At 65.9% G+C, this 25,819-nt stretch carries 32 protein-coding genes; 22 read left to right on the top strand and 10 right to left on the bottom strand.

Annotated elements, in window-relative coordinates; genetic code table 11:
• The first annotated feature begins 207 nt into the window (after positions 1–207).
• Positions 208–702: a YcgN family cysteine cluster protein gene (locus ACS5Q0_RS05705; RefSeq protein ID WP_473125642.1), complete on the top strand. Its 495-nt coding sequence runs from the start codon at positions 208–210 to the stop codon at positions 700–702.
• Here ACS5Q0_RS05705 and ACS5Q0_RS05700 read toward each other — a convergent pair.
• The 3 genes from ACS5Q0_RS05700 to ACS5Q0_RS05690 form a co-directional block, all read right to left on the bottom strand.
• Entirely contained in the window at positions 699–1,778 is a 1,080-nt protein-coding gene (locus tag ACS5Q0_RS05700) for an AI-2E family transporter (protein WP_473125641.1), read from the bottom strand. The two genes, ACS5Q0_RS05705 and ACS5Q0_RS05700, sit on opposite strands and share 4 nt — an antisense overlap.
• A gap of 381 nt (positions 1,779–2,159) precedes the next feature.
• Positions 2,160–3,743 (bottom strand): ABC-F family ATP-binding cassette domain-containing protein, encoded by a 1,584-nt coding sequence (locus ACS5Q0_RS05695; RefSeq protein ID WP_473125640.1) that lies wholly within the window; start codon positions 3,741–3,743, stop codon positions 2,160–2,162.
• Between the two features lie 217 nt (positions 3,744–3,960).
• A complete protein-coding gene (locus tag ACS5Q0_RS05690) occupies positions 3,961–4,557 on the bottom strand; it encodes a DUF2939 domain-containing protein (RefSeq protein WP_473125639.1) in 597 nt (198 codons plus the stop codon).
• 656 nt (positions 4,558–5,213) lie between these two features.
• Here ACS5Q0_RS05690 and ACS5Q0_RS05685 point away from each other — a divergent pair.
• Positions 5,214–5,462 carry a hypothetical protein gene (locus tag ACS5Q0_RS05685; RefSeq protein WP_473125638.1) on the top strand — a complete coding sequence of 83 codons (249 nt, stop codon included), beginning with the start codon at positions 5,214–5,216 and terminating at the stop codon, positions 5,460–5,462.
• Positions 5,463–5,644: 182 nt separating this feature from the next.
• On the opposite strand, the gene ACS5Q0_RS05680 is transcribed toward ACS5Q0_RS05685, so the two are convergent.
• The 3 genes from ACS5Q0_RS05680 to ACS5Q0_RS05670 form a co-directional block, all read right to left on the bottom strand.
• Positions 5,645–6,733: a TRAP transporter substrate-binding protein gene (locus ACS5Q0_RS05680; protein WP_473125637.1), complete on the bottom strand. Its 1,089-nt coding sequence runs from the start codon at positions 6,731–6,733 to the stop codon at positions 5,645–5,647.
• A gap of 161 nt (positions 6,734–6,894) precedes the next feature.
• On the bottom strand, positions 6,895–8,325 hold the full coding sequence (locus tag ACS5Q0_RS05675; RefSeq protein WP_473125636.1) for a sensor histidine kinase: 1,431 nt from the start codon (positions 8,323–8,325) through the stop codon (positions 6,895–6,897).
• Between the two features lie 392 nt (positions 8,326–8,717).
• Positions 8,718–8,876, bottom strand: coding sequence for a hypothetical protein (locus ACS5Q0_RS05670; RefSeq protein WP_473125635.1), 159 nt, complete (start codon positions 8,874–8,876; stop codon positions 8,718–8,720).
• Positions 8,877–9,030: 154 nt separating this feature from the next.
• Between ACS5Q0_RS05670 and ACS5Q0_RS05665 the strand changes: the two genes are divergently transcribed.
• Positions 9,031–10,068, top strand: coding sequence for an endonuclease/exonuclease/phosphatase family protein (locus ACS5Q0_RS05665; RefSeq protein WP_473125634.1), 1,038 nt, complete (start codon positions 9,031–9,033; stop codon positions 10,066–10,068).
• A gap of 462 nt (positions 10,069–10,530) precedes the next feature.
• Here ACS5Q0_RS05665 and ACS5Q0_RS05660 read toward each other — a convergent pair whose 3' ends face one another.
• Positions 10,531–10,659, bottom strand: coding sequence for a hypothetical protein (locus ACS5Q0_RS05660; protein WP_473125633.1), 129 nt, complete (start codon positions 10,657–10,659; stop codon positions 10,531–10,533).
• Here ACS5Q0_RS05660 and ACS5Q0_RS05655 point away from each other — a divergent pair.
• The 9 genes from ACS5Q0_RS05655 (at position 10,658) to ACS5Q0_RS05615 (ending at position 17,264) form a co-directional block, all read left to right on the top strand.
• Positions 10,658–11,239: a hypothetical protein gene (locus ACS5Q0_RS05655; protein WP_473125632.1), complete on the top strand. Its 582-nt coding sequence runs from the start codon at positions 10,658–10,660 to the stop codon at positions 11,237–11,239. The genes ACS5Q0_RS05660 and ACS5Q0_RS05655 overlap by 2 nt on opposite strands.
• Entirely contained in the window at positions 11,184–12,500 is a 1,317-nt protein-coding gene (locus ACS5Q0_RS05650) for a DNA-packaging protein (RefSeq protein ID WP_473125631.1), read from the top strand. Before ACS5Q0_RS05655 ends, ACS5Q0_RS05650 begins: the two co-directional genes overlap by 56 nt.
• Before the next feature lie 139 nt (positions 12,501–12,639).
• Positions 12,640–12,951: a putative quinol monooxygenase gene (locus ACS5Q0_RS05645; protein WP_473125630.1), complete on the top strand. Its 312-nt coding sequence runs from the start codon at positions 12,640–12,642 to the stop codon at positions 12,949–12,951.
• Positions 12,952–13,181: 230 nt separating this feature from the next.
• The gene (locus ACS5Q0_RS05640; protein ID WP_473125629.1) at positions 13,182–14,378 is read left to right on the top strand and encodes a phage portal protein; all 1,197 of its coding nucleotides are present in this window, start codon (positions 13,182–13,184) and stop codon (positions 14,376–14,378) included.
• A 336-nt stretch (positions 14,379–14,714) separates the two neighbouring features.
• Positions 14,715–14,915, top strand: a complete 201-nt coding sequence (locus ACS5Q0_RS05635; protein ID WP_473125628.1) for a hypothetical protein — start codon at positions 14,715–14,717, stop codon at positions 14,913–14,915.
• On the top strand, positions 14,912–15,061 hold the full coding sequence (locus ACS5Q0_RS05630) for a hypothetical protein (protein ID WP_473125627.1): 150 nt from the start codon (positions 14,912–14,914) through the stop codon (positions 15,059–15,061). Before ACS5Q0_RS05635 ends, ACS5Q0_RS05630 begins: the two co-directional genes overlap by 4 nt.
• A 29-nt stretch (positions 15,062–15,090) precedes the next feature.
• Positions 15,091–15,597, top strand: coding sequence for an HK97 family phage prohead protease (locus ACS5Q0_RS05625; protein WP_473125731.1), 507 nt, complete (start codon positions 15,091–15,093; stop codon positions 15,595–15,597).
• A gap of 15 nt (positions 15,598–15,612) precedes the next feature.
• Positions 15,613–15,936, top strand: coding sequence for a hypothetical protein (locus tag ACS5Q0_RS05620; protein WP_473125626.1), 324 nt, complete (start codon positions 15,613–15,615; stop codon positions 15,934–15,936).
• An 89-nt stretch (positions 15,937–16,025) separates the two neighbouring features.
• Entirely contained in the window at positions 16,026–17,264 is a 1,239-nt protein-coding gene (locus ACS5Q0_RS05615) for a phage major capsid protein (RefSeq protein ID WP_473125625.1), read from the top strand.
• Positions 17,265–17,487: 223 nt separating this feature from the next.
• Here the strand turns inward: ACS5Q0_RS05615 and ACS5Q0_RS05610 are convergent, their stop codons facing one another.
• Both ACS5Q0_RS05610 and ACS5Q0_RS05605 read right to left on the bottom strand, forming a co-directional pair.
• Positions 17,488–18,285: a S1 family peptidase gene (locus ACS5Q0_RS05610; RefSeq protein WP_473125624.1), complete on the bottom strand. Its 798-nt coding sequence runs from the start codon at positions 18,283–18,285 to the stop codon at positions 17,488–17,490.
• A 289-nt stretch (positions 18,286–18,574) separates the two neighbouring features.
• On the bottom strand, positions 18,575–19,318 hold the full coding sequence (locus ACS5Q0_RS05605; protein ID WP_473125623.1) for a S1 family peptidase: 744 nt from the start codon (positions 19,316–19,318) through the stop codon (positions 18,575–18,577).
• A gap of 18 nt (positions 19,319–19,336) precedes the next feature.
• On the opposite strand from ACS5Q0_RS05605, the gene ACS5Q0_RS05600 reads away from it, so the two are divergent.
• From ACS5Q0_RS05600 to ACS5Q0_RS05570, 7 genes are all read left to right on the top strand, one after another.
• Positions 19,337–19,897, top strand: a complete 561-nt coding sequence (locus ACS5Q0_RS05600; protein WP_473125622.1) for a head-tail connector protein — start codon at positions 19,337–19,339, stop codon at positions 19,895–19,897.
• Positions 19,898–20,211: 314 nt separating this feature from the next.
• Positions 20,212–20,547, top strand: coding sequence for a phage head closure protein (locus ACS5Q0_RS05595; protein WP_473125621.1), 336 nt, complete (start codon positions 20,212–20,214; stop codon positions 20,545–20,547).
• Positions 20,544–20,954 (top strand): DUF3168 domain-containing protein, encoded by a 411-nt coding sequence (locus ACS5Q0_RS05590; RefSeq protein ID WP_473125620.1) that lies wholly within the window; start codon positions 20,544–20,546, stop codon positions 20,952–20,954. Before ACS5Q0_RS05595 ends, ACS5Q0_RS05590 begins: the two co-directional genes overlap by 4 nt.
• 159 nt (positions 20,955–21,113) lie before the next feature.
• On the top strand, positions 21,114–21,524 hold the full coding sequence (locus tag ACS5Q0_RS05585; RefSeq protein ID WP_473125619.1) for a phage major tail protein, TP901-1 family: 411 nt from the start codon (positions 21,114–21,116) through the stop codon (positions 21,522–21,524).
• A gap of 147 nt (positions 21,525–21,671) precedes the next feature.
• On the top strand, positions 21,672–22,019 hold the full coding sequence (locus ACS5Q0_RS05580; RefSeq protein WP_473125618.1) for a gene transfer agent family protein: 348 nt from the start codon (positions 21,672–21,674) through the stop codon (positions 22,017–22,019).
• The gene (locus ACS5Q0_RS05575; protein ID WP_473125617.1) at positions 22,016–22,213 is read left to right on the top strand and encodes a rcc01693 family protein; all 198 of its coding nucleotides are present in this window, start codon (positions 22,016–22,018) and stop codon (positions 22,211–22,213) included. Before ACS5Q0_RS05580 ends, ACS5Q0_RS05575 begins: the two co-directional genes overlap by 4 nt.
• A gap of 394 nt (positions 22,214–22,607) precedes the next feature.
• Positions 22,608–23,372, top strand: a complete 765-nt coding sequence (locus tag ACS5Q0_RS05570; RefSeq protein WP_473125616.1) for a phage tail tape measure protein — start codon at positions 22,608–22,610, stop codon at positions 23,370–23,372.
• A gap of 10 nt (positions 23,373–23,382) precedes the next feature.
• Here ACS5Q0_RS05570 and ACS5Q0_RS05565 read toward each other — a convergent pair whose 3' ends face one another.
• Positions 23,383–23,628 (bottom strand): YdcH family protein, encoded by a 246-nt coding sequence (locus ACS5Q0_RS05565; RefSeq protein WP_473125615.1) that lies wholly within the window; start codon positions 23,626–23,628, stop codon positions 23,383–23,385.
• 84 nt (positions 23,629–23,712) lie between these two features.
• Here ACS5Q0_RS05565 and ACS5Q0_RS05560 point away from each other — a divergent pair, with 84 nt between their 5' ends.
• The 3 genes from ACS5Q0_RS05560 to ACS5Q0_RS05550 all read left to right on the top strand — a co-directional run bounded on the left by ACS5Q0_RS05560 (position 23,713) and on the right by ACS5Q0_RS05550 (position 25,819).
• Complete coding sequence (locus ACS5Q0_RS05560; RefSeq protein WP_473125614.1) at positions 23,713–24,351, top strand: phage distal tail protein, Rcc01695 family; 639 nt, start codon at positions 23,713–23,715, stop codon at positions 24,349–24,351.
• A gap of 149 nt (positions 24,352–24,500) precedes the next feature.
• The gene (locus ACS5Q0_RS05555) at positions 24,501–25,391 is read left to right on the top strand and encodes a DUF2163 domain-containing protein (protein WP_473125613.1); all 891 of its coding nucleotides are present in this window, start codon (positions 24,501–24,503) and stop codon (positions 25,389–25,391) included.
• The gene (locus ACS5Q0_RS05550; RefSeq protein WP_473125612.1) at positions 25,388–25,819 is read left to right on the top strand and encodes an NlpC/P60 family protein; all 432 of its coding nucleotides are present in this window, start codon (positions 25,388–25,390) and stop codon (positions 25,817–25,819) included. The genes ACS5Q0_RS05555 and ACS5Q0_RS05550 overlap by 4 nt, the downstream gene beginning before the upstream one ends.

Raw genomic sequence — 25,819 nt, 5'->3', positions numbered from 1 at the left:
GGGGAGGGTCAGGAAAGCCTGATACCTTGCTTATGGTCGTTAGTTTCCCTTACGGCAATATTTGCCTGTTATGGGATGTCTTTTCAACAACTCACGAACAGCTTCTCCGGTTCAAAATAGATCTACCCAGCCTGCGGAAAAGGTTTGTAGAGGTGCGTTGCCGCACCCGTCCTTCAAACCGCCGCAAAGAGAGACCACAGAGCCCCCATGTCCCACACCGCATCCACCCTTCGCTCCGAGCCCGGGGAGCAGCCGTTCTGGCGCGTGAAGACCCTCGAAGCGCTCAGCCTCGACGAATGGGAGAGCCTGTGCGACGGCTGCGGGCGCTGCTGCCTCGTCAAGCTGGAGGACGAGGACACGGGCGAGGTTCTCTACACGGACGTGGCCTGCACGCTCCTCGACGACGGGACCTGCCGCTGCCGGGACTACCCGAACCGTCAGGCCAAGGTGCCCGATTGCGTGCGCCTGACCCCCGAGACCGTGCGGGGCCTGTCCTGGCTGCCGAGGACCTGCGCCTATCGCCTCGTGTCGGAGGGACGGGACCTGCCCTGGTGGCACCCCCTCGTTTCGGGAGACCCCGAAACCGTCCATGCCGCGGGCGTGTCCGTGCGGGACCGGGTCGCGGGTCCGGAGGAGGATTTCAGCCTGGCGGAGCTGCTCGAACGGCTCACGGACTGGCCGATGGAGGAGGCGGATCGCTAACGGCCGGCCTCGGCCTTGTGCGCCTTGTCCTCGCCCGGAACGGTCGTGGCCTCGCCCAGGGTCTCGCGGACATAGAGCTTCTTCACGAGCACGAACACGACCACGGCCAGGGGGAAGCCGAAGATCAGCCCGAGCGTGCCGAAGAGGACGCTGCCGATCAGGATGGCGAAGAGGGCGAGCGCCGGAGGCGTCGCGATGACGTTCTTCGTCACCAGCGGCTGGATGACGTTGCCCTCGATCTGCTGGATGACGAGCGCGGCCAGGATCGTCCAGAGGGCTGCCTCGCCGCTGATCGTGAAGGCGATCAGGACCGCGGGAGCCGCTCCCAGGAACGGCCCCAGGAACGGAATGAAGTCCGTCAGTCCCGCGATCAGGCCCAGCGCATAGGGAGAGGGCAGGCCTATCCACCAATAGGCCAGGGCGGACAGAACGCCCACGCAGGTCATGGCGATGAGCTGTGAGACCAGCCAGAGCCTCAAGGCCTCGCCGGAAGCGCGCAGCGAGCTTTCCACGCGCTGGTGGTGGCGGATGGGGAAGAGCTTGATCAGGCCCTGAAGGTAGGTGTTCGGGGAGGCCGCGATATACACGCCCGCGACGATCACCAGCACGGCATCCGTCAGGCCCCCGAGAATCGTGCCGCCGATCCCGGCCAGCCGCGAGGCGATGCCGCCGGTCGGCACGTCGCTCAGCATGTCGCCCAGATCATCCGTCACAGGGCCGAAGCCGAAAGTCTCGCTGACGCTGTCGATGGCGGCAGGAAGCCGCTCGGCCACGTTGGCGACCTGGGAGCGCATCTGCGTGCCGAACAGGATGGCCAGGGTCAGGAAGAGGCCGAAGATGAGCAGGGAGGCGACGGCAAGGCTCCAGCGTTCCGGCACGCGAAGATAGCGCGCCAGCAGCTCGGCGAAGGCATGCAGGATGATCGCGACCAGGACGGCCCCGAAGGCCAGCAGGGCGACGTTCGCGAGTTTCCAGAGCAGGAGGGCGAGCAGGGTCAGCCCCAGAACGATGAGGGTTTTCCGCACGAACTCGGCGTCGCCCATGATCTTGCGAAAGGAATAACCGTCTTCGTCCATCACCCGTCCCCGGCCTCGTCAGGGGGACAATGGAAACGGCAAAGCTGGGTTCCTTCCAAAAGGGGCATCGCCGTTGCGGGCCGGATTTCTTCCAGCTTGGCTTTAAACGTCTCTCGGAAGAAGTTTTCATTGCATCGAGGAACGTAAAAAGAGGCAGAAGGTTAATTTTACGGAAGGAGGAATAGGTAATGACCTCGAACGTAATCTGCTTTCTGCTTGGAACCGTTTTTCCTCTGGCCGCGGTTGGCTGGATGATTGCTCATCACTAGCTGGATATTCATTCTTTCGTGAGATGAAACAAAAGGATGGCGCGATGCCATGCGTCAGGACATGAAAAAACCCGCCACGATCTCCGGCGGGTTTTTCATGGTCTGGGAGGGATCAGCGGGTGAGATCCAGCCTGCGCGAAACGCCGATGGCATCGAGGAACGTTTCGTCGTGGCTGACGATCAGCAGCGCGCCGTCATAGGCCCGCAATCCCGCCTCGACGGCCTCGATGGAGTCGATGTCCAAATGGTTGGTCGGCTCGTCGAGGATGAGCAGGGAGGGCGGTGTCGGCCCGCCCAGAACGCAGGCCAGGCCCGCCCGCAGCAATTGCCCGCCGCTTAAGGTGGAGACGATCTGCAGCGCCGCATCGGCCCGGAACATGAACCGGGCGAGAGCCGCGCGGCAGGCATTCTCGTCCGCCGTCGGATTGAGGAGCCGGAAATTGTCGCGGATCGACGCGGACGGGTCGAGAAGGCTCACCTGTTGATCGAACATGGCGGCAGCGGTCATCACCCGCACGGTCCCGGTCCAGGGCCGCAGCTGCCCGGTGACGAGCGCCAGAAACGTCGTCTTGCCGGAGCCGTTCGGACCGACGACGGCGATGCGCTCGGGTCCGGTGACGGCAAGGGAGAGACCCTCGATGACGGGCCGGTCGGGCTCGTAGCCGGCGCTCACCGAATCGATCGCCAGGACCGGCTTGCCGGCCGGCAGGTTCGTCGGCGGGAGAGTGACCGAGAGCGGCTGAAGGACTTCGATGCGCTCACGTGCAGAGGCGGCGGCCTCGAGGGCCTGCGCGCGACGCCTGTCCGCCAGACGGGCGTTCTCGCCGCTCGTGTCCTCGCTGCGGTCCTTGCGCATCCCCGCGAGAATCCGTGGCATGTCGCCTTTGGCACGTTTCCTCTGGCCCGCGCGGTCCTTGCGCGCCTTCCTCTCGATCACAGCTTGCGCCTTGCGATCGATCTCCGAGACGCGCTTCTCCGCATCCGCCAGATCGCGCCGGGCGGCGGTGAGTTCGAGGGCCTTGCGCTCGCGATAGCGGCTCCACCCGCCGCCGTACCGCGTCGCCCCCAGCAAGGTCAGCTCGACGATGGCGTCCATGGCCTCCAGCAGCTCGCGGTCGTGGCTGACGATGATGGCTCCGCCCCGCCAATCGGCGAGAAGATCGATCACGGCCGCGCGTCCCTCCCGGTCGAGGTTGTTCGTCGGTTCGTCGAGCAGCAGGAAGTCGGGCTCCGCGAAGATGAGCGCGGCCAGCCGGGCCCGTGTCCCCTGTCCGCCCGACAGGGTCGCCAGACGGGTGTCGGGGGGCACGTCCAGCCCGACCTGGGCGAGAGCGGAGGCAACCCGCGCCTCCAGGGTCCAATCGGCGTCCGCGAGCTCTTCGGCGGTGGCGTTGCCGGTTGAGGCGTGGCGGAGGAGCGCCAGCGCTGCGCCGATGCCGAACAGGTCGGCGACGGTTTCGCCGGGGTCTAACTGAACGGCTTGGCGCAGGATCCCCAGGCTGCCGTCGACGGCGACCGTGCCGGAATGCGGGCGAAGCTCGCCCGAGATCAGCTTGAGGAGCGTGGTTTTGCCGACGCCGTTGCGGCCGACGAGACCCGCCCGTTCCGCGCCGAAACTCAGCCCGAGATCGGAAAGGAGAGCGCGGCCGTCAGGCGTGGACCATGAAAGATGAGAGAGCGTGATCGAAGCAGGCATGGATATGGATCGTCCCCGTGGCAAAGCAGAGTGGCAGTGCTGTCGGGTTGAGATCCATCGATGCCTGTATCCTGTTCGATATGACGCATGCGGGGGAGCCGCGCGTCGAGGGCCTGATATACGGCGGCGGCCTGCCGGTCGCAAGCTCCCTGGCCGATTCCATGGTCGGAGCGCGACGGCGGCTCCGGTCCGGCGGTCCTTGGGGCCGGATGCCGGATCAGCGGGAGGCGACCGCCGCGCGCTTGATCAGCTCCTCCCGCAGCGGAGCCGGCAGCTCGATGCCGCTCAGGCGCCAAGTCGCGTTCTTCAGGCGCATGGTGATCCTGAACTGCTTGTCCTTCGGCTGTTCGACCGGGACGGGAATCGTCACGCTCCGAAAACCCTGTGATTCCGAGAAGAAGAAGGTCTTCCACGCGATCTCCAGCGAGTCGAAGCCGAGCTGGAGGCGGGCCGTCGCGGTGCCCGTGCCGCTTGCGCTCCGGCCCACGGCCCGCTCGGGCCATCCGTCCTCGAACAGGTCGACGAGGGCCTGGGGCGTCACCAGCTGTTCCACGACCGGATTGAGAACGGCGGATCCCGCCTGGGTCGCAACGTCGAGCTCGGTTCCGTCGAGATCCTTGTCCTTCAGGTATTCGCCGAGGATCTGGCGGGAGAGGGAGGCCCGCAGGGCGGTGAAGTTCACGCGCTCCTCGATCCGGGTCAGGTCCTTGGCCTCGACGGCCTTGCCGAGATCGTAAAGGGCCACGAAGGGCGAGACCATGAAGATCGCCCAGGCCAGGAAAAGGAGAAAGCAGATCCGTACTGTCCAGCGCATGGGGCTCGTTATCCCTTGTCGATGCGATCAGCCGTCACCGCACCCGCACGGGACGGAGGACAGCCGGGAGGGGCTCAGTGTGGGCAACGCCCGAGTCAGAAAAAGGGCGACCGAATGGCCGCCCTTTCGCAAGGGTTGGTCTGTCTGCTGAGCGAAACGTCGGAGCGGGAGGGGCATCCGCTGCGCTTCATTCTCCGTCGCCGGCGGTTGTGGATCCCGGGCTGCGCCGCGCAGCCTCGGCATGAAGCTGGAGAGGGCTCGGGCCCTGACACCCTCCACGTCATCCCCGGCCTTGTGCCGGGGATCCACGTCTTTATGGCGCTGCGTTTCCAAGACGTGGATGGCCGGCTCAAGGCCGGCCATGACGGGAGAGGCTAGCGGTGGCCGCTGTGCATCCCACCATTGACCCTGCACTACCATGACGTGCTAAGCCTGTCCGTGGAACCGGACGCATCCGGCTCTGGGGTCTAGTAAGCCCCTCACAGAGCGGTCGGCATCGACCGCAAACGATGCCTCCTTGCCCCTATGGCCGGGAGGTGTTGGCGCATGTCCAAGGCGAAAGCCCAAAGGCCAATGCGGCCGTCTCTGTGCGGTCTTACTACTCCCGGCCACCAGCGCTCCCGCTGGTGGCTGCTTCACCAGGGAGTTATGCCGCCATGTTCTTCCGCCGCAAACCGAAGCCGCCGCTCGCGCAGGCGGAAAAGCTGGTGCAGGAGGCTGTTGCCCTCGTGTACCGCTACTGGCGCGACACGGATTACCGGCCGAGCCCGAGAGATCTGAAGGCGTTTCAGCGGTTGGAGGTCCTGCTCGACCGCAGCCACGCCATCGTGCGCCGCCTCACGATCCGCATGGAGCGGCGCTTCCGCGGCGCGCCGGAGGTGAACGAGAACAAGTGGTCGCGCTGAGCCGCCATCCCCGCCTCGTCATGCTTCGCCCCGTGTCGGGGCTCCACGCACTCGGAAACGCTGTGCGTCTCAAAACGCGAATGGCCGCAACAGGTGCGGCCATGGCGGGAAACGGGAATGTCCTGCGGAAGGGAGCCGCGGATGGACCCTGAAGGACCCATCCGCTTCTCGCGTCCGATGCTTTACCCGCGGGCGCGGGCGCGGATCATGAAGGTGTCGTAGGCGTACTCGGCCACTTGGAACCAGAGATACTCCTCGTTGCGGAATCCGCGGAGGCTTTCGTAGATTTTCTTGAAATCCGGGTTCTTGCCGGACACCTCGTCGTACACCTCGTTGGCAGCCTTGTAGGCGGCTTCCATGATCTCCTGCGAGAAGGGACGCAGCTGTGTGCCGGCACCGAGCAGGCGGCGAAGCGCCGCCGGGTTGCGGGCGTCGTACTTCGCCAGCATGTCGTTGTTGGCATAGCCCGCAGCGGCGGTCAGGATTGCCTGATAAGCCTTCGGGAGCTCCTTCCACTTCGCCTGGTTGATGAAGAGATGGATGGAGGGGCCGCCTTCCCAGAAGCCCGGATAGTAGTAGAACGGCGCGACTTTGGCGAAGCCGAGCTTTTCGTCGTCATAGGGGCCGACCCACTCGGCGGCGTCGATGGTGCCGCGTTCCAGCGACGGGTAGATGTCGCCGCCCGGGATCTGCTGCGGCACGACGCCGAGTTTGGCCATGACCTGACCGGCAAGGCCCGCGATGCGCATCTTGAGGCCCTTGAGGTCCTCGACGGTCTTGATCTCCTTGCGGAACCAGCCGCCCATCTGCACACCGGTGTTGCCCGCAGGCATGCCGTACATGTTGTGCTTGGCGTAGAACTCGTTGAGCAGATCGTTGCCGCCGCCGTGGTAGAGCCAAGCGTTCTGCTGGCGGGCATTGAGCCCGAAGGGCAGGGCGGTGCCGATGGCGAAGGTCGGGTCCTTGCCGAAATAATAATAGGAGCAGGTGTGGCCCATCTCGATGGTGCCGTTGCCGACCGCATCGGCCACCTGGGGCGTCCCGACGATCTCACCGGCCGCGAAGGGCTGGATCTGGAACTTGCCGTCCGTCGCCTCGGACACGTATTTCGCGATCACTTCGGATGCGCCGTAGATCGTGTCGAGGGACTTCGGAAAGCCGGATTGCAGGCGCCATTTCAGCTCGGGCATGGACTGCGCGATGGCGGGAGCCGCCACCGCCGTCGAGGCGGCGCCGACCGTGGCGGCCTGCAAGAATTGACGACGTTTCATCGTTTTATTTTCCTCTCTGGATCGTGACTTCAGCCACTTGTTCAGTCGTGACTTCAGTCACTTGCGCTCAATTGACACCTAATTTCGTTCTCTCTGCAAGAAGGTATCGTGCATTTTCGACCAATGGCTGAGACAACGTTTGAAAACCTCTCCGGACGTGCTCAGGGAACAGGCACGTCGATGGTGCAGACCACCCCGGCCGGCTCGTAGGCGATATGCGCCGAGCCGTTCAGCTCCCGCGCGAGACCGCCCTGGATCAGCCGGGAGCCGAAGCCCCTGCGCGACGGAGAACTGACCGGAGGACCGCCGTGTTCCTCCCAGCGCATCGTCAGCCGCGAACCGCTCGCGGTCTCAGGATTCGACCAGCCGATGCGGATCCGCCCGGACGCGTTGCTCAGGGCGCCGTATTTGAGCGCGTTGGTGAAAAGCTCGTGCAGGGTCATGGACAGGCTGAGCGCCATCGGCGGGGAAATGCGCAGGTCCGGCCCCTCGATCTCGATGCGTCCGCCTTCCATGGCGTCCGCGCCATAGGGCGCGCAGGCCTCGGTCACGATGTCCGAGAGGTGGGCGCCTTCCCAGTTCTCCCGCGTGAGCACGTCGTGGCCGCGCGCGAGGGCGAACAGGCGCGCCTCGAAGGCGCTGCGGGCAGCCCGCACCTCGTCGTCCCCGTGAGCCGCGAGTCGGCTGAAGCTCTGGGTCGCCAGGGACTGGACGGTCGCCAGCGTGTTCTTCACCCGGTGATTGAGCTCGTTGATGAGAAGGCGCAGATGCTCTTCGGCCTGCTTGTGATCGGTGATGTCGATCTGGAGCCCGTCCCATACCGCCCCGCCATCGGGCAGCATCCGGCGCGTCGCCACGATCCGCTGCCACCGCAGCTCGCCCGTCACGCCGTGGCGGATGACGACCTCCATGTCGAAGGGCTTGCCCGTCAGGTGGGATTCGATCTGAGTCTGAAACATCAGCTCGCGGAATTCGGGCAGGACCAGCTCGTAGAGCGCCGTCGGATCCTCGATCGCGCGTTCGGCCGGAACGCCGTTGAGCCGTTCGCAGCTCGCCGAGACATAGAGGAAGCGGCGGTCGAAGAAATTGTCCGCGTCCTTCAGCTGATAGACCATGCCGAGCGGCAGATGATCCGCGAGCGCGCTCAGCTGCGCCTGGCTCTCCCTCAGATATTCCTCGGCATTGCGGCGCTCGGTCCGGTCGCGGAAGCTGACGGCGATGCCGCCGTCGTAGGGAAATATCCGGAATTCCAGATAGCGGTCGGGGGCGCTGACGGACCTCGACTTGAACGACGCCGAGACGCCCGTGCTGAAGACGTCTTCATAGCGCTTGCGCAGCTCCGTCCCGGCGGAATCGGGAAAGACGTCCCAGATCACGCGCCCGAGCATGTCGTCCGCCGGGAGGCCGAAATGCTCCTGCGCTGCGCGGTTGATGTAGGTGAAGCGCCAATCCCCGTCCAGGGAATAGAAGGCATCGCCGATGCCTTCGAGAATCACGGCCAGCCGCCCGTCGACCTTCGCCCCCGCGGGCTGGGCGGCCACCGGCTGAAGCGCGCCGGCCACGCCCCGAAGCCGCTCAAAGGCATTCGGCACGATCAGATCGTTCGAAAGCTTTTGGAAGTCAGAAGCGGCAGAGAGGGTAGAGCGAGTCGCGTTCATGACATGATATATAATCACATTTGCCGTAACGTGCAATCCTCATGCCGCTATGGGTTGTGAAAACGTCAGTCGGAACAAAATCTTAGGACAATGAGCCCGGAAAGGCGCCTTCGCCTTCGAGGTGGATGGATGCTTCTTCCGGCGCGCCGTGCCGCCCCGCCGCCTTCCACCGGCGCCGACACTCATCCCCCGTTCCGGACTCTCTCGTCATGGCCGTCCCTGGACTCGATCCGGGGATGACGGCGAAGGGTGCCGGAGCCCACGCACCCACGGTCATGGCCGCATGTGCAGGAAGCCGGTCCGCCTGTCGATGAGGATATCGGATATCAGCTCTTGGGCCCGCTGAAGGCTTCAGCGGCGCAGACGAGCGCGAACAGGGCGACGACGCCGATCAGCTCCGCGATGTTGAGCGCGATGGCGACCGGATCCGCGATAGAGGAAAGCGCGCCCGTGACGAGCGCAACGATTGTAGCCCAGGCGAGCATGGGCCTTCTCCCGACATATTCTCGTGCGACCTAATAATCCCAAAGAGACAAAGAAGTTCCTAATCCTCTCCCGAATTTTTTCGCGGCATGCCGCTCGCGGATGCCGCCGGGCGCGTTATCTGCGGCTGCGGAGCGAATGGCAACGGAGCGTGTCGTGCGACCCTTGATCGATCGGAGCGTCGGAGATCTTCCCTGCCCGGACGCGGCCCTTCTGGAGACGGCGCGCAGGGCCACCCGCGATCCGTTGGCGCATGACGGCTTTCTGCAGCGGAGCGAAGCCTTCCATGCCCTCGAATTCCAGCCCGCGCGAGACGCGAAGCCGTGTCCGAAGCGGTTGCGGATCGCGGCCCTGAATGCCGAACGGCTGAAGCGGCCCGGCGCGGTCGCGCGGCTCAGGGAGATGGCCGGCGCCCACGCGATCTTCCTGAGCGAGGCGGATGTGGGCATGGCGCGATCCGGCAACGTTCACACCGTTCGGCACCTCGCGGAAGCGGGCGGGGACGGCTATGCCTTCGGCGTCGAGTTCGTGGAGCTGGATCTCGGCGACAAGGAGGAGATGCGCCGCCACGCGGGCGAGCGCAATGCCTGCGCCCTGCACGGCAACGCCATCGTCAGCAGCCTCGCCCTGGAGCTGCCGCATGTGATTCCCCTCGAGGAAAGCGGCCGGTGGTTTGCGGGATTTCAAGGCGCGCAGCGGCGGATCGGCGGACGAATCGCGCTCGCCGCGCGCGTGGCGCAGGCCTCGCGGCCGCTCTGGCTGGTGAGCCTGCACCTCGAAAGCAAAACCGATCCCGCCGATCGGCGATCGCAGGTCCTCGACCTGCTGCGCGCTCTGGAACGGCTTGCGCCGAACGAGGCCTGCGTCATCGGCGGAGATTTCAACACGAAGGCCCTGCCGCGCGGCGAGAAAGACAGCCGCCTTCTGATCGAGGAGCCGGATCGATTCGAGCCGCTCTTCGCGGATTTTCGTGAGGCGGGTTTCTCCTGGGCCGATGCGAATCTCGCCGCGCCGACTCAGCGCGACGGTCCCTCGAAGACGCATCCGCGCCCGTTCGGCAAGCTCGATTGGTTTTTCGTGCGCGGCGTGAGAGCGGAGAATCCGCAGGTCCTCGCGTCCCTGGACGACAAAGGCGAGCCTTTCTCCGATCACGAGATGATCGCGGTCGATGTGATCCTCGACGAAGACGTCTGACACCTCCGCCGTCATCCCCAGCCTTGTTGCGGAGACCTCCGTCTTTCGCGGGGTGTGTTTTCTGAAGACGTGGGTGGCCGCAACAAGTGCGGCCATGACGGTGGAGGGACGCGCCTTGATAGTCTCCCCGTCATCCCCGTCCCCGGACTTCGTCCGGGGATCAGTCCCGGGGATCCACGTCTTCATGGCGTGACGCCTCAAGATATGGATGGTCAGATCAGGTCCGGACATGGCTGTTCAGGAGCCGCCCCGGAGGCGGTCTCGAAAAAGCAGCTTGACAGCGCAACGCTAATAGAGTACAAAACATGAACACTGACGAAGTGTGAATGAAACCCCGCCCGGCTTCATTGCGAAAACGCCTCCACCGCCTGAGCGCCGCTCGGGCGGTTTTTTGTTGGGTCGCATTTTCGCAAAAAAGCCGTTTCGGATGTCGCGCTTCTTCCCCGGGCGTGTCCCGACGATTCAGTCTTCCGAGCGCATCGTCTCCGGGATGTGGATGGCCGGCTCAAGCCCGGCCATGACGAGAGGCTTCACGAACGCCTCGGCATCCGAGCGATTTTGACTGTCCATCCGCCGAACAGGTTGTTCCATGCGTCCTGCCACCGCCGTTTCCGCCGCCGGACAGGCGCGGGCCTATGAGGCCTATTGCCGTCCCGAGATCGATCTCAAGGACATCGCGAAGGATCTGGGCATCAGCACCACCACCTTTCTCGATCTGCGCCGCCGGTGGGGCTGGCCGCCGCGCCCGGAGGCGGTGCGCGAATGGGAGGCCGAGGAGGCGCGCCGCAACGAGGCGCGCCTGGCTTTCGAAAACGGATTGCGCGAGGCCGCCAACGCTCTCATCGCGACCACCAGCGCGCGCATCGAGGCGTTGTCGCGAGCCGACGATGAATCCCTCAACGATCACGACAAGACAGCCCGCATGCTCGCGTCCTACGTCAAGACGCTGACGGCCGCGCGGCTGCTTCTGCAACAAGGCAAGATGTCCGATGCCGGGCACGATTCCACACCGACGGGCGCGCCTGGCGATGTCCCGGTCGATGAAGACGAGAACGCTCCGCGCGAGGAGCAGGGACGCTCGCTCCACGAGCTGCGCGACGAGCTTGCTCGGCGTCTTGAGCGGGTTATCGCGGAGGAGGAGGCTCGCGGAAGCGACGGACTCCTTCTCTGAAGCAGAACTCGAACGGCTTCTGCGCTTCTGGCCGATCCGCTGCCGTCCCGAGCAACGCATCCCGGGCCTGAGCCGCCGCCGCGATCCCTGGACGATCTGGCTCATGCTCGGCGGGCGAGGGGCGGGCAAGACCCGCACCGGCTCCGAATGGGTGCGCGGCATCGCCCTTGGCGAGCCCGATTTCTCCGACGCGCCCATGCGGCGCATCGCGCTCGTCGGAGAAACCTTCGCCGATGCCCGCAACGTGATGGTCGAGGGCCCCGCAGGCATCCTCGCCGTCCACGCGCGCCACGAGCGCCCCACCTGGTCGCCGTCCCTGCGAAAGCTCGAATGGCCCAACGGCGCGGTGGCGCATGTGTTCTCCGCGGAGGATCCGGATTCCTTGCGCGGCCCGCAATTCGAGGCCGCCTGGGCGGACGAGCTCGCCAAGTGGAAGCATGCGGAGGAAACCTGGGACATGCTGCAATTCGGCCTGCGCCTCGGCGCGCATCCGCGCCAGATGGTGACGACGACGCCCCGGCCCATTCCGCTGCTCAAGCGCTTCCTCGCCGACCCGTCCGTCGCTGTCACCCGCGCGAGGACGGCGGACAACGCCGCCCATCTCGCGCCGGCCTTCCTGGACGCCGTGGTGGGACGCTATGCGGGCACGCGGCTCGGACGGCAGGAACTCGACGGCGACATCATCGAGGATCGTCCCGATGCGTTGTGGACGCGCGACATGATCGAGCCCCATCGCGTCGATTCCGCGCCGCCGCTCATGCGCATCGTCGTGGCGGTCGATCCGCCCGCCTCCTCGTCCAAGCGCGCGGATGCCTGCGGCATCGTCGCGGCGGGACTCGACGAAGGCGGCACGGCCTATGTGCTGGAGGACGCGACCGCGTCCGGTCTCAAGCCGCCCGAATGGGCCGCGAAGGCGGTGGCGCTCTATCGCCGTCTCCAGGCCGATGCGCTGATCGTCGAGACGAACCAGGGCGGCGAGATGGCGACCGGCGTGATCCGCGAGGTCGATCCCTCCGTGCCGGTGGCGAGCGTGCGCGCGACGCGCGGCAAATATCTTCGCGCGGAGCCCGTTTCGGTGCTCTACGCGCAGGGCCGCGTGCGCCATGTGGGCGCGATGCCGGAGCTGGAGGACGAGCTCTGCGATTTCGGTCCGGGCGGCCTCACCTCGGGCCGCTCGCCGGACCGCATGGACGCCCTCGTCTGGGCGCTCACCGAGCTGATGCTGCGCGACAGGAAGGAGCCGCGGGTGCGGGTGCTCTAGCCGTGTGCGGCCGCCGGCGGATTGGGTTTCGCCAGGATGCTTTTGATTTCACAACCGGTCCAGGGCGGACTAGACTCCGCCCGTCGTATCGAGTGCAGCGCTGGCCTGATGCCAGTTCTTCCTCCCGAAGGAGGCCGTCATGTACGCACGACTGACGACATTCCGCGTCAAATCCGACAAGATCGAAGACATGCGCCGATGGAGCGAGGCGAACCAGGCCAGGATCTACGGCCAGCCCGGCCTCCGGGAATGGATCGGGCTGATGGACGACAGCGGCGAGTTCACCGTCGTTGCCCTTTTCGACGACGAGCAGGCCGCTCGTGACTCGCTGGCGCATGTGCGCGCGCTCTGGAACGAGATCGCTCCCATGATCGAGAGCGAGCCGACCGCACGGTTCGTCAGCGTCATGGGCGCCGAGAGCATCGCCATGCGCGGCATCGTCGCCGCGTGAGGACGCTGTCGCCGTTGTCTTTTCATCACGCCAACCAATCCGTCGTCATGGCCGGGCTTGTCCCGGCCATCCCCGTCTTAGGATCCACGGCGGGTTAAAGACGTGGATCCCCGGCACAAGGCCGGGGATGACGAGAGGTGCGGAAGGCATGCTCTGCCATGCGGGTGGAAGTCCTGACGCCCCAGGAAGCGTCCGCCGTCGCGCCCTCTTATGCGATTCTGGAGACCTTTATGTTGACCACATTAACCCGCTGGTTTCGGGCGTCGCCCGAAGCCAAGGCCTCGCGCGCGCATTCGGCCGTTGCGTTCTATTTCGAGGGCCGCGCCGTCTGGACGCCGCGCGATTACGCGGCGCTGTCCCGCGAGGGCTTTCAGAAGAATGCGATCGTGCACCGCGCAGTGCGGCTCGTGGCCGAGGCGGCGGCCTCGCTGCCGCTGACCCTGAAGCAGGAGGGCCGCGACTTGTCGGCCCATCCGCTCCTGGCGCTGCTCGCCCGGCCGAATGCGCGCGAGGGCGGGCAGCGTTTTCTGGAGAGCGTGTACGGACACCTGATGGTGTCGGGCAACGCCTATGTGGAAGCCGTCGGGGTGGATGGCGCACCCGCCGAACTCTACGCCCTGAGGCCCGACCGCATGCGCGTGGTGCCGGGCGGCGACGGGTGGCCTTGCGCCTACGAGTACCACGTCGGCTCGGAGACGGTCCGTTTTGTGATGGGGCAGGGGGAGGCCGTGCCGCCCATCCTGCACCTGACCCTGTTCCATCCGTCCGACGATCATTACGGGCTGTCGCCCATGGAGGCGGCGGCGACGGCGCTCGACATCCACAATGCGGCGGGAGCCTGGAACAAGGCGCTGCTCGACAACGCGGCGCGCCCTTCGGGGGCGCTCGTCGTCGGAGGCAGCGCGCTCACCGACGCGCAGTTCGATCGCCTGAAGAGCGAGCTTGAGGCGAACTACCAGGGCGCGTCCAACGCGGGCCGCCCGCTGCTGCTGGAAGGCGGGCTCGACTGGAAGCCCCTGTCCCTGTCCCCGAAGGACATGGATTTCGTGGAGGCCAAAGCCGCGGCCGCGCGCGAGATCGCGCTCGCCTTCGGCGTGCCGCCGCTGCTGCTCGGATTGCCGGGCGACAGCACCCATGCCAATTACGCCGAGGCCAACCGCGCCTTCTACCGGCAGACCGTGATCCCGCTCGCGAAGCGCACCATGGAGGCCTTCGCGCAATGGCTCGCGCCCGGCTTCGGCGAGGCGCTTCGGCTCGAACCCGATCTCGACGCCGTCGAGGCCCTGGCGGACGAGCGCGAAAGCCTCTGGCGCCGTGTCTCGTCCGCGTCGTTCCTGACCGACGACGAGAAGCGCGAGGCGGTGGGCTATGGGCAGAGGTCGGGGCCCGCGACCGCGAAGGCGCACAATCGTCATCCCCGGACGTGATCCGGGGATCCACGTCTTCCTCAGGGCTGCGTTTCCAAGACGTGGATGGCCGTGGCAAGCACGGCCATGACGAGTGAAGAGAAACGCCCTGACACCCTCCGCCGTCGTCCCCGGGCTTGTCCCGGGGATCCCCGTCTTGGGAAGCGAGGCACTTTCCTGACGGGAATGGCCGGATCAAGTCCGGCCATGACGGGGAGAGTGGGGCAGACCCGCATGCCGTGACCGGCTCGCCGCGCCCGGGACGACGGGACGCCCCGGCCTTTTCCCGGCTCATCAGTCTCGCCAAAAATTCAATGAATTTCAGCCATCGGGGGCCTTATTGCACGAGAACAAATCATGAACACATTCGACCGGATCACCGAGGCCATCATCAGTCGCGGCGATCTCGCCCATCTGGCCCTGTTCGTGTGGGCGAGCGGGGCCTCCACGCTGCTCGCCATGACCCTGCGCGATCTGTTCGCGGCCAACCGCCGCTTCGACGAGTTCGTGCGCGAGCTGTCCCTCTTCAACCGCCGTCATACGGGAGATCCTTCATGACCCGCACCTTGCCCCGGCCCGCCCGCAAGCCGATTCCCGCGCGAACTCGGCCGAGCCGCGCATCGCTCGTGTTCCGCGACTTCGTCCGCCAGCTCGAGAAGCTCGACGCCAGGCGCCAGAAGCCTCCCCGCGGAGCGCGGGCATGAACCAGGCGGCCATTCCCACCACACGGGAGATGAAGTTTCTCGCGGAGCGCCCAAGCGCGGTGGATTCGGACGGAGTGTTCGAGGGTTATGCCAGCCTGTTCGGCGTCGCCGATCTCGGCAAGGACGTCGTGATGCCCGGCGCATTCTCGGAGAGCCTGAAGAAGCGCGATGCCGCCGCGGTCCGGCTGCTCTGGCAGCACGATCCGGCGACCCCCATCGGCCGTTGGCTCTCGATCGTCGAGGACCGGCGCGGGCTTCGCGTGCGCGGCCGGCTCAACCTCGCCGTCGAGCGCGCGCGGGACATCCACGCGCTCATGCGCGACGGAGCGGTGGACGGCCTGTCCATCGGCTTTCGCGTGGAGCGGGCGCGGGCGGAGCGGCCGACCGGCCTGCGGCGTCTCGAAAAGCTCGATCTGTGGGAGATCTCCGTCGTGACCTTTCCGATGCTGCCCGGCGCGCGAGTGGAAACCGTGAAGGAGGCGCGCACGAGCCTGCCCTCATCCATTCGAGCCGCCGCCGCTCGATTATTTTCCTGAACCTTGGCTGGAGATGTGCGTTACCCGCAAGCCCGCAGGGATGCGGACGCTGCGGGCGCTGCGGGTTTGGCCCGTGATGCCGTCCGCTGTCTCGGGAGGTTTTTCATGAAGAAGCTCGCATTCGTCGTTCTGATCGGCCTTGCGGCCGCAGCCTGCACCACCACGGAAGAGCGTGTCGGCGGCGCGGCGGTCGGCGCGGGCGTCGGCGCGGTGGCCGGTCCGCCCGGCGCGCTCGTCGGCGGAGCGATCGGCGCCGCCGCTGGCCCGACCGTCACGCACCAGGTGCAGGCCAGCACCCGACGCACCACCCGCCATCGCCACTACCGCCATCATCACTAACCGATTTCCCCATCCGGGGAATGCCAGGCCCGCCGATCGGCGGGCCTTTTTCGTTGAAGCCAACCCCTTTTCAAAACCTCTGGATTGATATGATTCCTGTTGTTGAAACCAAAGCGATGTCCGACGACGTCACGTCGGCTTTCGAAGATTTCGCCCGCGCCTTCGAGGCCTTCAAGGAGACCAACGACACGCGCCTTTCCGAGATCGAGACGCGCCTGTCGAGCGATGTGGTGACGGAGGAAAAGCTCACCCGCATCGACACGGCTCTCGACGACGCCAAGCGCCGGATCGACCGACTCGCCCTCGACCGCTCCCGCCCGCCGCTGGGACGGGGCGCTGATGCGCCGCGCGATCCGGCTCAGACCGAGCACAAGGCGGCCTTTCACGCCTATATGCGCTCCGGCGAGGCCGGCGGCCTGAAACGGCTCGAGGAGAAGGCGCTGTCCTCGGGCTCCGGTCCCGACGGCGGCTATCTCGTTCCCGACACGGTCGAGACGGACGTGCTGCGCCGCCTCTCGGCGATCTCGCCGATCCGCGCGATCTCGTCGGTGCGCGTGATCTCCGGTGGGCAGTACAAGCGCGCCTTCTCCACCACGGGCCCGGCGACCGGCTGGGTGGGCGAGACCGCCGCGCGGCCGCAGACGGCGGGTCCGAGCCTTTCCGAAATGAGCTTTCCGGCCATGGAGCTCTACGCCATGCCGGCGGCCACCCAGACGCTCCTCGACGATGCGGTGGTCGATATCGACCGCTGGATCGCGGAGGAGGTCGAGACCGCCTTCGCCGAGCAGGAGGGCGCGGCGTTCGTGAGCGGCGACGGGGTCAACAAGCCGAAGGGCTTTCTCGCTTCCGACATCGTGGAGGACGAGCTCTGGGAATGGGGCACGCTCGGTGCGATCCACACCGGCGGCGCGGCGTTCCCGTCCTCGAACCCCTCCGACGTGCTGGTGGAATTGGTCTATGCCCTCAAGGCGGGTTACCGCCAGAACGCGTCCTTCGTCATGAACCGCAAGACGCAGAGCGCCATCCGCAAGTTCAAGGACGCGAACGGCCAGTATCTCTGGGCGCCGCCCGCGAGCCTCGGCCAATCCGCGACCCTGATGGGCTTTCCCGTCGTGGAAGCGGAGGACATGCCGGATATCGCGGCCGGGTCCTGCGCCATCGCGTTCGGCGATTTCAAGCGCGGTTACCTGATCGTCGATCGCGCCGGCATCCGCGTCCTGCGCGATCCGTATTCCGCAAAGCCTTACGTGCTGTTCTACACCACCAAGCGCGTGGGCGGCGGCGTGCAGGATTACGCCGCGATCAAGCTGCTGAAATTCGCGGCGTGAGAGCAACGGGCTTTGCAGAGTTGATGGCGTGAGACGCTTGAAGCCCTCCTCCCCCTTGTGGGGAGGAGTTGGAGGTGGGGGTGTGGGCGCTGAACTGGACCAGCCTAGCGCTCACACCCCCACCCTTAATCCCTCCCCACAAGGGGGAGGGAAACACGCGCTTTATTCTGAGACGGCAAGTCGGGTGTTCCCGAGATCCTGGAGGGAACATTCGCCGTCGGGATCAGCGTCTCGCCCACGCCGCATCTGGGGGCGTGAGGCTGCCGACCGCCTGCCGGATCCATCCGAGATGCTCGGCGATGGGCGTGACCGCGGTCAGCCCTCCGCAGGCGCTGGGGCTGCGGGTGCGCAACGCGCCGCTCGACCAGCTCACGATGCCGTGGAGCTGGTAGCTGCTCTGCGTCGCGGCCAGGATCGGGCCGCCGGAATCACCCCGGCACGCGCCTGCGCCGCTCGTCTCGGCGAGCCGCTCCCGGTCGGCCACGATCAGGACGCGGTTGGCGACCTTGATGGGGCCGAGTGAGACGAGATTGGCCTGCCGCAGAACGCGCGCCGTATTCTTGCGGCCCTCCTTCGAGACGCCGAAGCCGGCGATTGTCACCATGTCGCCGACATCGATCCGGCCCGCAAGGGTCGGGTCGAGCGGCAGAAAATCGGTGCCGAGCGGTCGGTCGAGGCGCAGGATCGCCAGATCGACGCCGGGCTGCGTGCGCGGGGTCGTGCCGGTGACGAAGCTCGGGTGAACGGCCAGTGCGGTGACGCCGACGCGCTGCGGCTTGAAGGCCCTGTTGACCCCGATGACCCGGTAGGACGCCGTGTCGGTCACGCAATGAGCCGCCGTGAGGACGAGGCCCGGGCCGATGAGGGCGCCGGAGCAGAGCTCGCCCGAGGAGTTCTCGATGGACACGACGGAGCGTCGCAAGCCGTTGGGATCCCGTGATGTCGCGCCCAGCAGGACAGCCTGCGCGGTGCCCGTGAAGAACGTCAATGCCGTGAAAGCGAGGAATGAAAGCGCGCGCATCTGAATATGGGGAAGAATCGCAATGGAGGGGAAGGCCTGTCGCGAGAGGATAGTTCCATCGCGGTTGAAATATCCAGCGATTAGAGCGTCCGGCGTGAAATGCGGACTTGTCCTTCGGGACGATGCTTCTCCCGCTCGTCATGCCACTTTCCCGTCATGGCCGGACTTGATCCGGCCACCCACGTCTTGGGAACCGCAGCGCCATCAAGACGGGGATCCCCGGCACAAGGCCGGGGATGACGAAGGTGGGGCGGCATGACTGGCGCGAACCGCCGGCCCACGCGACGCGCTATTCTCCGGACCACGATGCCGCGCGGTTCCAGGCCTTCATCGTGCGGTCGATCCAGTCCTTCTGCGGACCGAGGAGAATGCCCTGCGTGATGCCGCCGCAAGTCTTGCCGCGCGCGGGCGATGACCAGGACGTGATCGCCGCGACGGCCGTGCCCGAGGCCATAGGCCCGCCGGAATCGCCCTGGCAGGCGCCCATGGCGCCCGACCCTTGCGACCAGAGCAGGATTTTGCTGGGGCCGTAGGGTTCCGTGACCCTCAAGGAGGCCGTCCGGAACGTCCCGGTCGTCTTCGCGTCGCCCTCCCGGGCGAGGCCATAGCCGCCGACGACGACGGTTTCGTCCTTGGCGGGCGGAGCCGCCGTGAGCGTGGCCTGCGCGAAGCGCTCAGGCAGAGCCTCAGGGATGCGCACGAGCGCCAAGTCAATGGAGCGCTGCCGGGTCTCGATGGCTTTCGCTTTGTAGCCCGGATGCACGGCCTTCGCGGCGAGCGGGATTAGCACCGGCTCGCCCGCCACGTCTCGGAAATGAACCCGGTGCTCGTCCGCGCCCGTCACGCAATGGGCGGCGGTGAGCACCACGTCGCGCGCCACCACGACCGCGCTGCAGACGCCCCCGTTCGAACTCAACACCATCACGCTCCGGCTGGCGAGGGGACCTGCGTCCTCCGCGCCGCCGACGATGGCCTTCGCTCCGGTCGCCGCGAGCGACAGGGCGAGAGAGAGCGTGATTAGACGTTTCATCATGGAAGGATTCCTGTTGCGATGATCCCGATATTCGTGGAAGGCCCCGCCGTCGAGCCCATACCATTGTCCGAGATGAAGGCCTATCTCCGCCTCGACGACGATGGGCAGGACGATCTCGTGCTGGGCCTGATCAAGGCGGCACGGCTGATGGTGGAAGCAGCCTCCCGGCGTCTCCTCGTCGAGCAGCGCTGGCGCATCGTGATGGATCGCTGGCCGAAAGACGGGACGATCCTGCTGCCGCTCTCGCCGCTCCTCGCCGTGGATGGCGTCAGGATTCTCGACGCGGCGGGCGCGGCAACGGAGCTTCCCGCCGAATCCATTGCATGGGACGCCGCGAGCGATCCGCCCCGCATGAGCGTGTCCGGTGCGCCCGAGCCGGGGAGGGCGCGAAACGGCATCGAGATCGCGCTGCGCGCCGGCTACGGCGCGACTCCCGAAGCCGTTCCCGAGCCCTTGAGGCTCGCGATCCGGATTCTCGTCGCCCATTGGTTCGAGAACCGGGGCGACGTGGCGGGCGTGCAGGCGCTGCCGCCGGACGCCATGGCGCTCGTGGCGCCGTTCCAGAGGGCGCGTCTTTAGTGTCTCAGACACAACGACCTGAGCCTCACCCTGAAAGTCTGGACCCTAAAATGTGTAGCGCGTGTTTCCCTCCCCCTTGTGGGGAGGGTCAGGGTGGGGGTGTGAGCGCTAGGCTGGTCCAGTTCAGCGCCGACACCCCCACCTCCAACTCCTCCCCACAAGGGGGAGGAGGGTTTCCAGCATCACGCTGGATAGCCGCGCAAGCCCGAGGCTTGTGGGGGAGGAGAGTTAGGTCGCGCTTACCGCGCTTTACGGGCCAACCTCTCCAGATTGAGAGCGGCTTGCTCCTAGACGGTTCATTTCTCGAGATTTCCATGAAAACCAAGTCATTGCCCATCGGCGCGCGGTCGCGCCGGTTCGTTCTCGAAGTGCCGCTCGAGAGGCCCGACGGATTCGGCGGCGTCCTCCGCTCCTACCGGCCCGGACCGCAGCTCTGGGGCGCGATGGAGATGCTCTCCGGTTCGGAGCGCATCCGCGCCGACAGGCCCGAGCAGAGTCTCACCCACAGGATCACCCTCCGCTACCGCGACGGCGTGACCGGCGCCATGCGCCTGAGTTCGGGTCTCCGGCGCTTCGCCATCCGCGCAGCCTCGGACCCGGACGGCTCGCGGCGCGATCTCGTCTGCCTCGTCGAGGAGATCAAGCCGTGACGAGCCCGATCCTGGCGCTCCGTCGCGCCATCCTGGAGATCGCCGCGGCCGATGCGGCGCTGATTTCCCTCATGGGCGGGACATTGCGCCTTTACGACGAGCCACCCCGGAACGAGGAGCCCCTCTATGCCGTGTTCGGCGACGTGACGGCGCGGGACTGGTCGACGGACACGGATCGCGGGCACGAGCAGGATCTTGCCGTCGTGATCTGGTCGGAGCGCGGCAGCGCCCGCGCCGGAGTGGAATCGGCCGAGCGTTTCGCCGCATTTCTCGACGATGCGCCGCTGGTCCTCGACGGGCACCGGCTCGTCAATCTGCGCGTGACGGAGATCGCGTCCGGCCGGGACAACGACACGCGGCTCTCGCGCATCACCCTTCATTTGCGCGCTGTCACCGAGCGCGCGTGAGTCTTTGGCCGTCTCCTCCATGTCATCACCGGCCTCGTGCCGGTGATCCCGATGGCATGAAGCTCCGCGCTTCACGGGTCGAGATGGCCGGGACAAGCCCGGCCATGACAGGGGAGCTCTCGCCTCTTTTCTTTCCCGATCTTTCGAAAGGACGTCTTCATGCCTGCTCAGAAGGGCAAGGATCTGCTCATCAAGATCAGCGACGGCGGAACGGGCTTCGTGACCGTCGCAGGGCTTCGCACCCGCCAGGTTTCGTTCAATGCCGAGACCGTCGATGTCACCCATGCGGAATCCGCCGGGCGCTGGCGCGAGCTTCTCGCTGGCGTCGGCGTGCGTCGCGCCGCGATCTCCGGATCCGGCGTGTTCAAGGACGAGGCCTCGGATGCGCGCATGCGCCAGGTGTTCTTCGACGGCGACATCCTCGCCTATCAGATCATCGTTCCCGATTTCGGGCGCATCGAAGGGCCGTTCCAGATCACCAGCCTCGATTATCGTGGCGATCATGCGGGCGAGGTCACCTTCGAGATGGCCTTCGAATCCGCCGGCGCGCTCACCTTCGTGGCGCTGTAGCGGCCGTCATCCCCTTCTTCCCGTCATCCCCGGCCTTGAGCCGGGGATCCACGTCTTCATGGCGCTGCGGTTCCTGAAGACGGGGATGGCCGGATCGGGTCCGGCCATGACGGGAGAAGGAGCGACACGATCATCGGAGAAAACACCATGGCGAACAGAAGACGCGGCGAAGTCGCGCTGCAGCTCGGCGACGCACGCTACACCCTCTGCCTCACGCTCGGCGCATTGGCCGAGCTGGAAGACGCTTTCGGCGTCGAGGATCTCATGGCTCTCGGTGAGCGCTTCGGCACGGGGCGCTTGTCGAGCCGCGATCTGTTGCGATTGCTGTCTGTCGCCCTGCGCGGCGGCGGTCATGATGTGAGCGATGCGGACGTGGCGGGCCTGCCGCTCCTGGACGGCATCGAACCGGTGGCGTCGGCCATCGCCGATCTGCTCGTCGTCACGTTCGGCGCGGAGACTGCTCCTGCAAACCCTCCGCAACCGCAGGGCGCTTGAGCGAGCCGCAGGTTTTCCCGTGGGAAGACGCGATGATGCTGGGTTTGAGCGTTCTGCGGTGGAGCCCCGATCAGTTCTGGCGCGTGACCCCGCGCGAATTGTTCGCGGCTTGGGAGGGCATGAGCGGCGGACGGCGCACGGAACCGGCGGTCAGCGCCGATATCAGGCGGATGATGGAGACGTTCCCGGATTAAGCGGCGTCAATGATCGAAGGAGAGCGGGACGATTCTAAAGAGGTTGGAAGACAGCACCCTTCCTCTTGGCGCATTCAACCTCAAGGTCTTCTCGCAGCTCATCCTTTGCCCGCGAGGCGGGCTGTCCTGCAACCGCTTGAGCCGCCTCCTCGCTGCAAAGGGCGGAAATCCCAATCACGGATTCGTCAACGGTGATGATCCTTTGCCTTAGTAACCCTTCGCCTTCATGCAGTGTGCAAAAAATATTTTTGCTCCATAAGCAGCCGCACTTCTAGGCGGGGCTGAGTATATCATTTTTATTGCTTCAGCGTAGCATCCATCAAGTGCTCTGTTGTATTTTACGTCTGAAGTGTAGGGCAGTTCATCTTTCGTGTTGGAGCTTGCGCACGCCGATATGAGGCACGCCGTCAACATTAAAAATCCAGCATTCTTACATAAAGTCAGGGCTCTTATTCCAATGCCTGATAATGAGAAACAAAATCTTGCCTTGAACATCATGTTGGACAAGGGAGAGCAGACGAAACGACAGCTCAATACGCTCATCGGTCTCTCCGACAAGTTTAGCGAAACTTTATCCAATGCTTTTGCAAAGAACATCGCCGAGGGCAAGAAATTCGACAACGTGCTGAAGAAGATGGGCGAGTCTCTTGTGGAAACAGGGTTGCGTCTCGCGCTTGCGCCTTTGCAGATGGGGTTGTCGCAAGGTCTGCAAACCTTGTTTGGGGGGCTTTTCAATAAATCATTGCCTCTCGGTCGCGACCTTTCCGGCGCGGGGCAAGGTTTAGCGGGAGGTCTTTCATCTGTGTTCGGCTCCCTCTTCGGCGGGGGAGGCGCTGCCCCCGCCGCGCCTTTCGCCAAAGGCGGCGTGTTCTCGCGCGGGATGGTGATGCCGTTCGCGCAAGGGGGCGTCGTCGGCGCGCCCACCTATTTCCCGATGGGGCGCGGTCTTGGACTCATGGGGGAGAAGGGAGCCGAGGCCGTGATGCCGCTGGCGCGCGGTCCGGACGGCAAGCTCGGCGTGCGCTCCGGCGGGGCAGGGCGCCCCACCGCGATCACGGTCAATATCGCGACGCCCGACGCGGAGAGCTTCCGCCGCTCGGAAGCGCAGGTCTCCGCCGCGCTGGCGCGGGCCGTCGCCCGGGGCCAGCGCGGGATGTAGAGGTCGGTTCTCAGGCGTTCTCGTTGTCGAGCATCGCCATGATCTCGTCCTTGATCTGCAGGCGGCGACGCTTGAGCTCTTCCTCGACTTCTTCCGGCTTCGGTTCCACCCGGGTCTCGATGCGGTGGATGGTGCGGTTCAGCTCGTTGTACTCGTCATAGAGCCGCGAAAAGCGATTGTTGCTCGTCTTCAGCTGGTGAATCCGGTCGGCCTTGTCGGGGAAATCCTCGGTGAGATCGTTGGGAGCATTGCTCATCGCCTGCCGTCTCCTTGTCTCGTTGTCCTGTCGGACGACAACGCCACCCCCTCTTTTTTCGTTTCATCGTCACGAGGATGGATCATGGCATCCGATTTTCACGAGGTCCGCTTTCCCCTCGACATCGGCCTGGGCAGCCGGGGAGGGCCCGTGCGGCGGACCGACATCGTCACGCTCGCCTCCGGGCGGGAGCACCGCAACAGCCGCTGGGCTTCCTCGCGCCGCCGCTACGATGCGGGGCTCGGGGTCAGAACCGTCGATGCGCTGCATGCGGTCATCGCGTTCTTCGAGGAGCGGCGCGGCAGGCTCTATGGTTTCCGCTTCCGGGACCGCACGGACTGGCGCTCGGGCCCGCCTTCGTGGGAGCCGACGAGCCTCGATCAGCGGATCGGCACCGGAAACGGGGCGACGCGGGATTTCCAGCTCGTCAAAACCTACGGCTCGTCCTTCTCGCCCTATGTGCGAACCATCGCCAAGCCTGTCGCCTCAACGGTGCGGGTCGCCCTCGACGGCATCGAGCAGGAGGCTGGCTCCGCCTTCACCTGCGATCCCACCACCGGAATCGTGACCTTCGCCTCGGCCCCGCCGGCGGATTCGGCGATCACGGCAGGCTTCAGCTTCGACGTGCCCGTGCGCTTCGACACGGACGAACTCGACATCGATCTCTCCGCCTTCGAGGCGGGCGCCATTCCGCAGATTCCGCTGATCGAGATCGTTCCGTAGATCGCTCCACCTCGTCATTCCCGGCCTTGTGCCGGGGATCTCGATCGCATCAGGCGCAGCGCCTCTCGGCATCGGGATGGCCGGGACGAGCCCGGCCATGACGTCGGGGCGAACCGCGCAATCCCTCCGCTATTCACCTGAGGACCATCATGCGCAGCATTCCTTCCAACCTCGCCGCCCATCTGGCGGAGGGGGCGACGAGTCTTTGCCATTGCTGGAAGCTTCTCCGGCGCGACGGCAGGAGCTTCGGCTTCACCGATCACGACCGCGACCTCGCCTTCGGCGGAACCGTCTTCGCCGCGCGAACGGGCCTGGAGGCGGCGGAGGCGTCGGCCGAGCTCGGCTTCGCGGTCGGCGGCGGAGAGGTCGCGGGCGCGCTCATGTCCGCAGGCATCACCGAGGACGATATCTCTTCGGGCCTCTACGACGATGCGAGCGTGGAAACCTGGCTCGTGAACTGGAGCAATGTCGCCGAGCGCCTGCTTCTCGACATCGGCTCGATCGGCGAGATCAGGCGCGCGGACGGCAGCTTCGTCGCCGAGGTGCGGGGGCTCATGCACCGCTACGACGAGGAGCGCGGGCGGCTGTTCCGCGCCACCTGCTCGGCCGATCTGGGCGATGCGAAGTGCGGCGTGGACCTTTCGTCGTCCACCTATTCCGGCACGGGGACCGTCACGCGCACCGATGGGTTCCTCGGAGTCGTCGCATCGGGCATCGGCTTCGCGGACGGATGGTGCACGGGCGGCAAGCTCACCTGGACGGGAGGCGACAATGCGGGCCTCTCCGTCGAGATCAAGGTTCATCGCGCCATCAGCGGAACCGACGAGTTCAATCTCTGGCAGCGCGCGCCTCAGGCCATCAAAGTGGGCGACACGTTCCGCGTCACGGCGGGCTGCGACAAGACCCATTCCATGTGCCGCAGGAGGTTCGACAACGTCGCGAATTTCCGCGGCTTTCCGCACATGCCCGGCAACGACTTCATCATCCGCATGCCGCAGCAGGGCGAACCCGGCCTCGACGGCGGGAGCCTGTTCAAGTGACAGCGCCTCTCTCCTCGCGCGTCATCGCCGAAGCGCGGTCCTGGATCGGCACGCCCTATCGCCACCAGGCGTCTCTCAAGGGGATCGGCTGCGATTGCCTCGGCCTGCTGCGCGGCGTCTGGCGCGGCGTGCTGGGGACGGAGCCCGAGCTGCCGCCGCCTTACTCGCCCGATTGGGCGGAGGCGGGCCACGATACGCTCGTTGCGGCGGCGCGCCGTCACCTCGTCGAGATCGATGTCAAGGCCTTCGCGCCCGGCGACGTGCTGCTCTTCCGCTGGCGCGATGCGCTGCCTGCCAAGCACTGCGCCATCGCGACCTCCGCCGACACCATGATCCACGCCCATGACGGGGCCTCGGTGGCGGAAGTCGCCTTCGCGCCCTGGTGGCGGCGTCATCTCGCTTTTGCCTTTCGATTTCCGGAATCCTGA

It is taken from the genome of Microvirga sp. HS2 (assembly GCF_055792805.1).
This window is presented reverse-complemented; position numbering and strand designations above follow the sequence as displayed.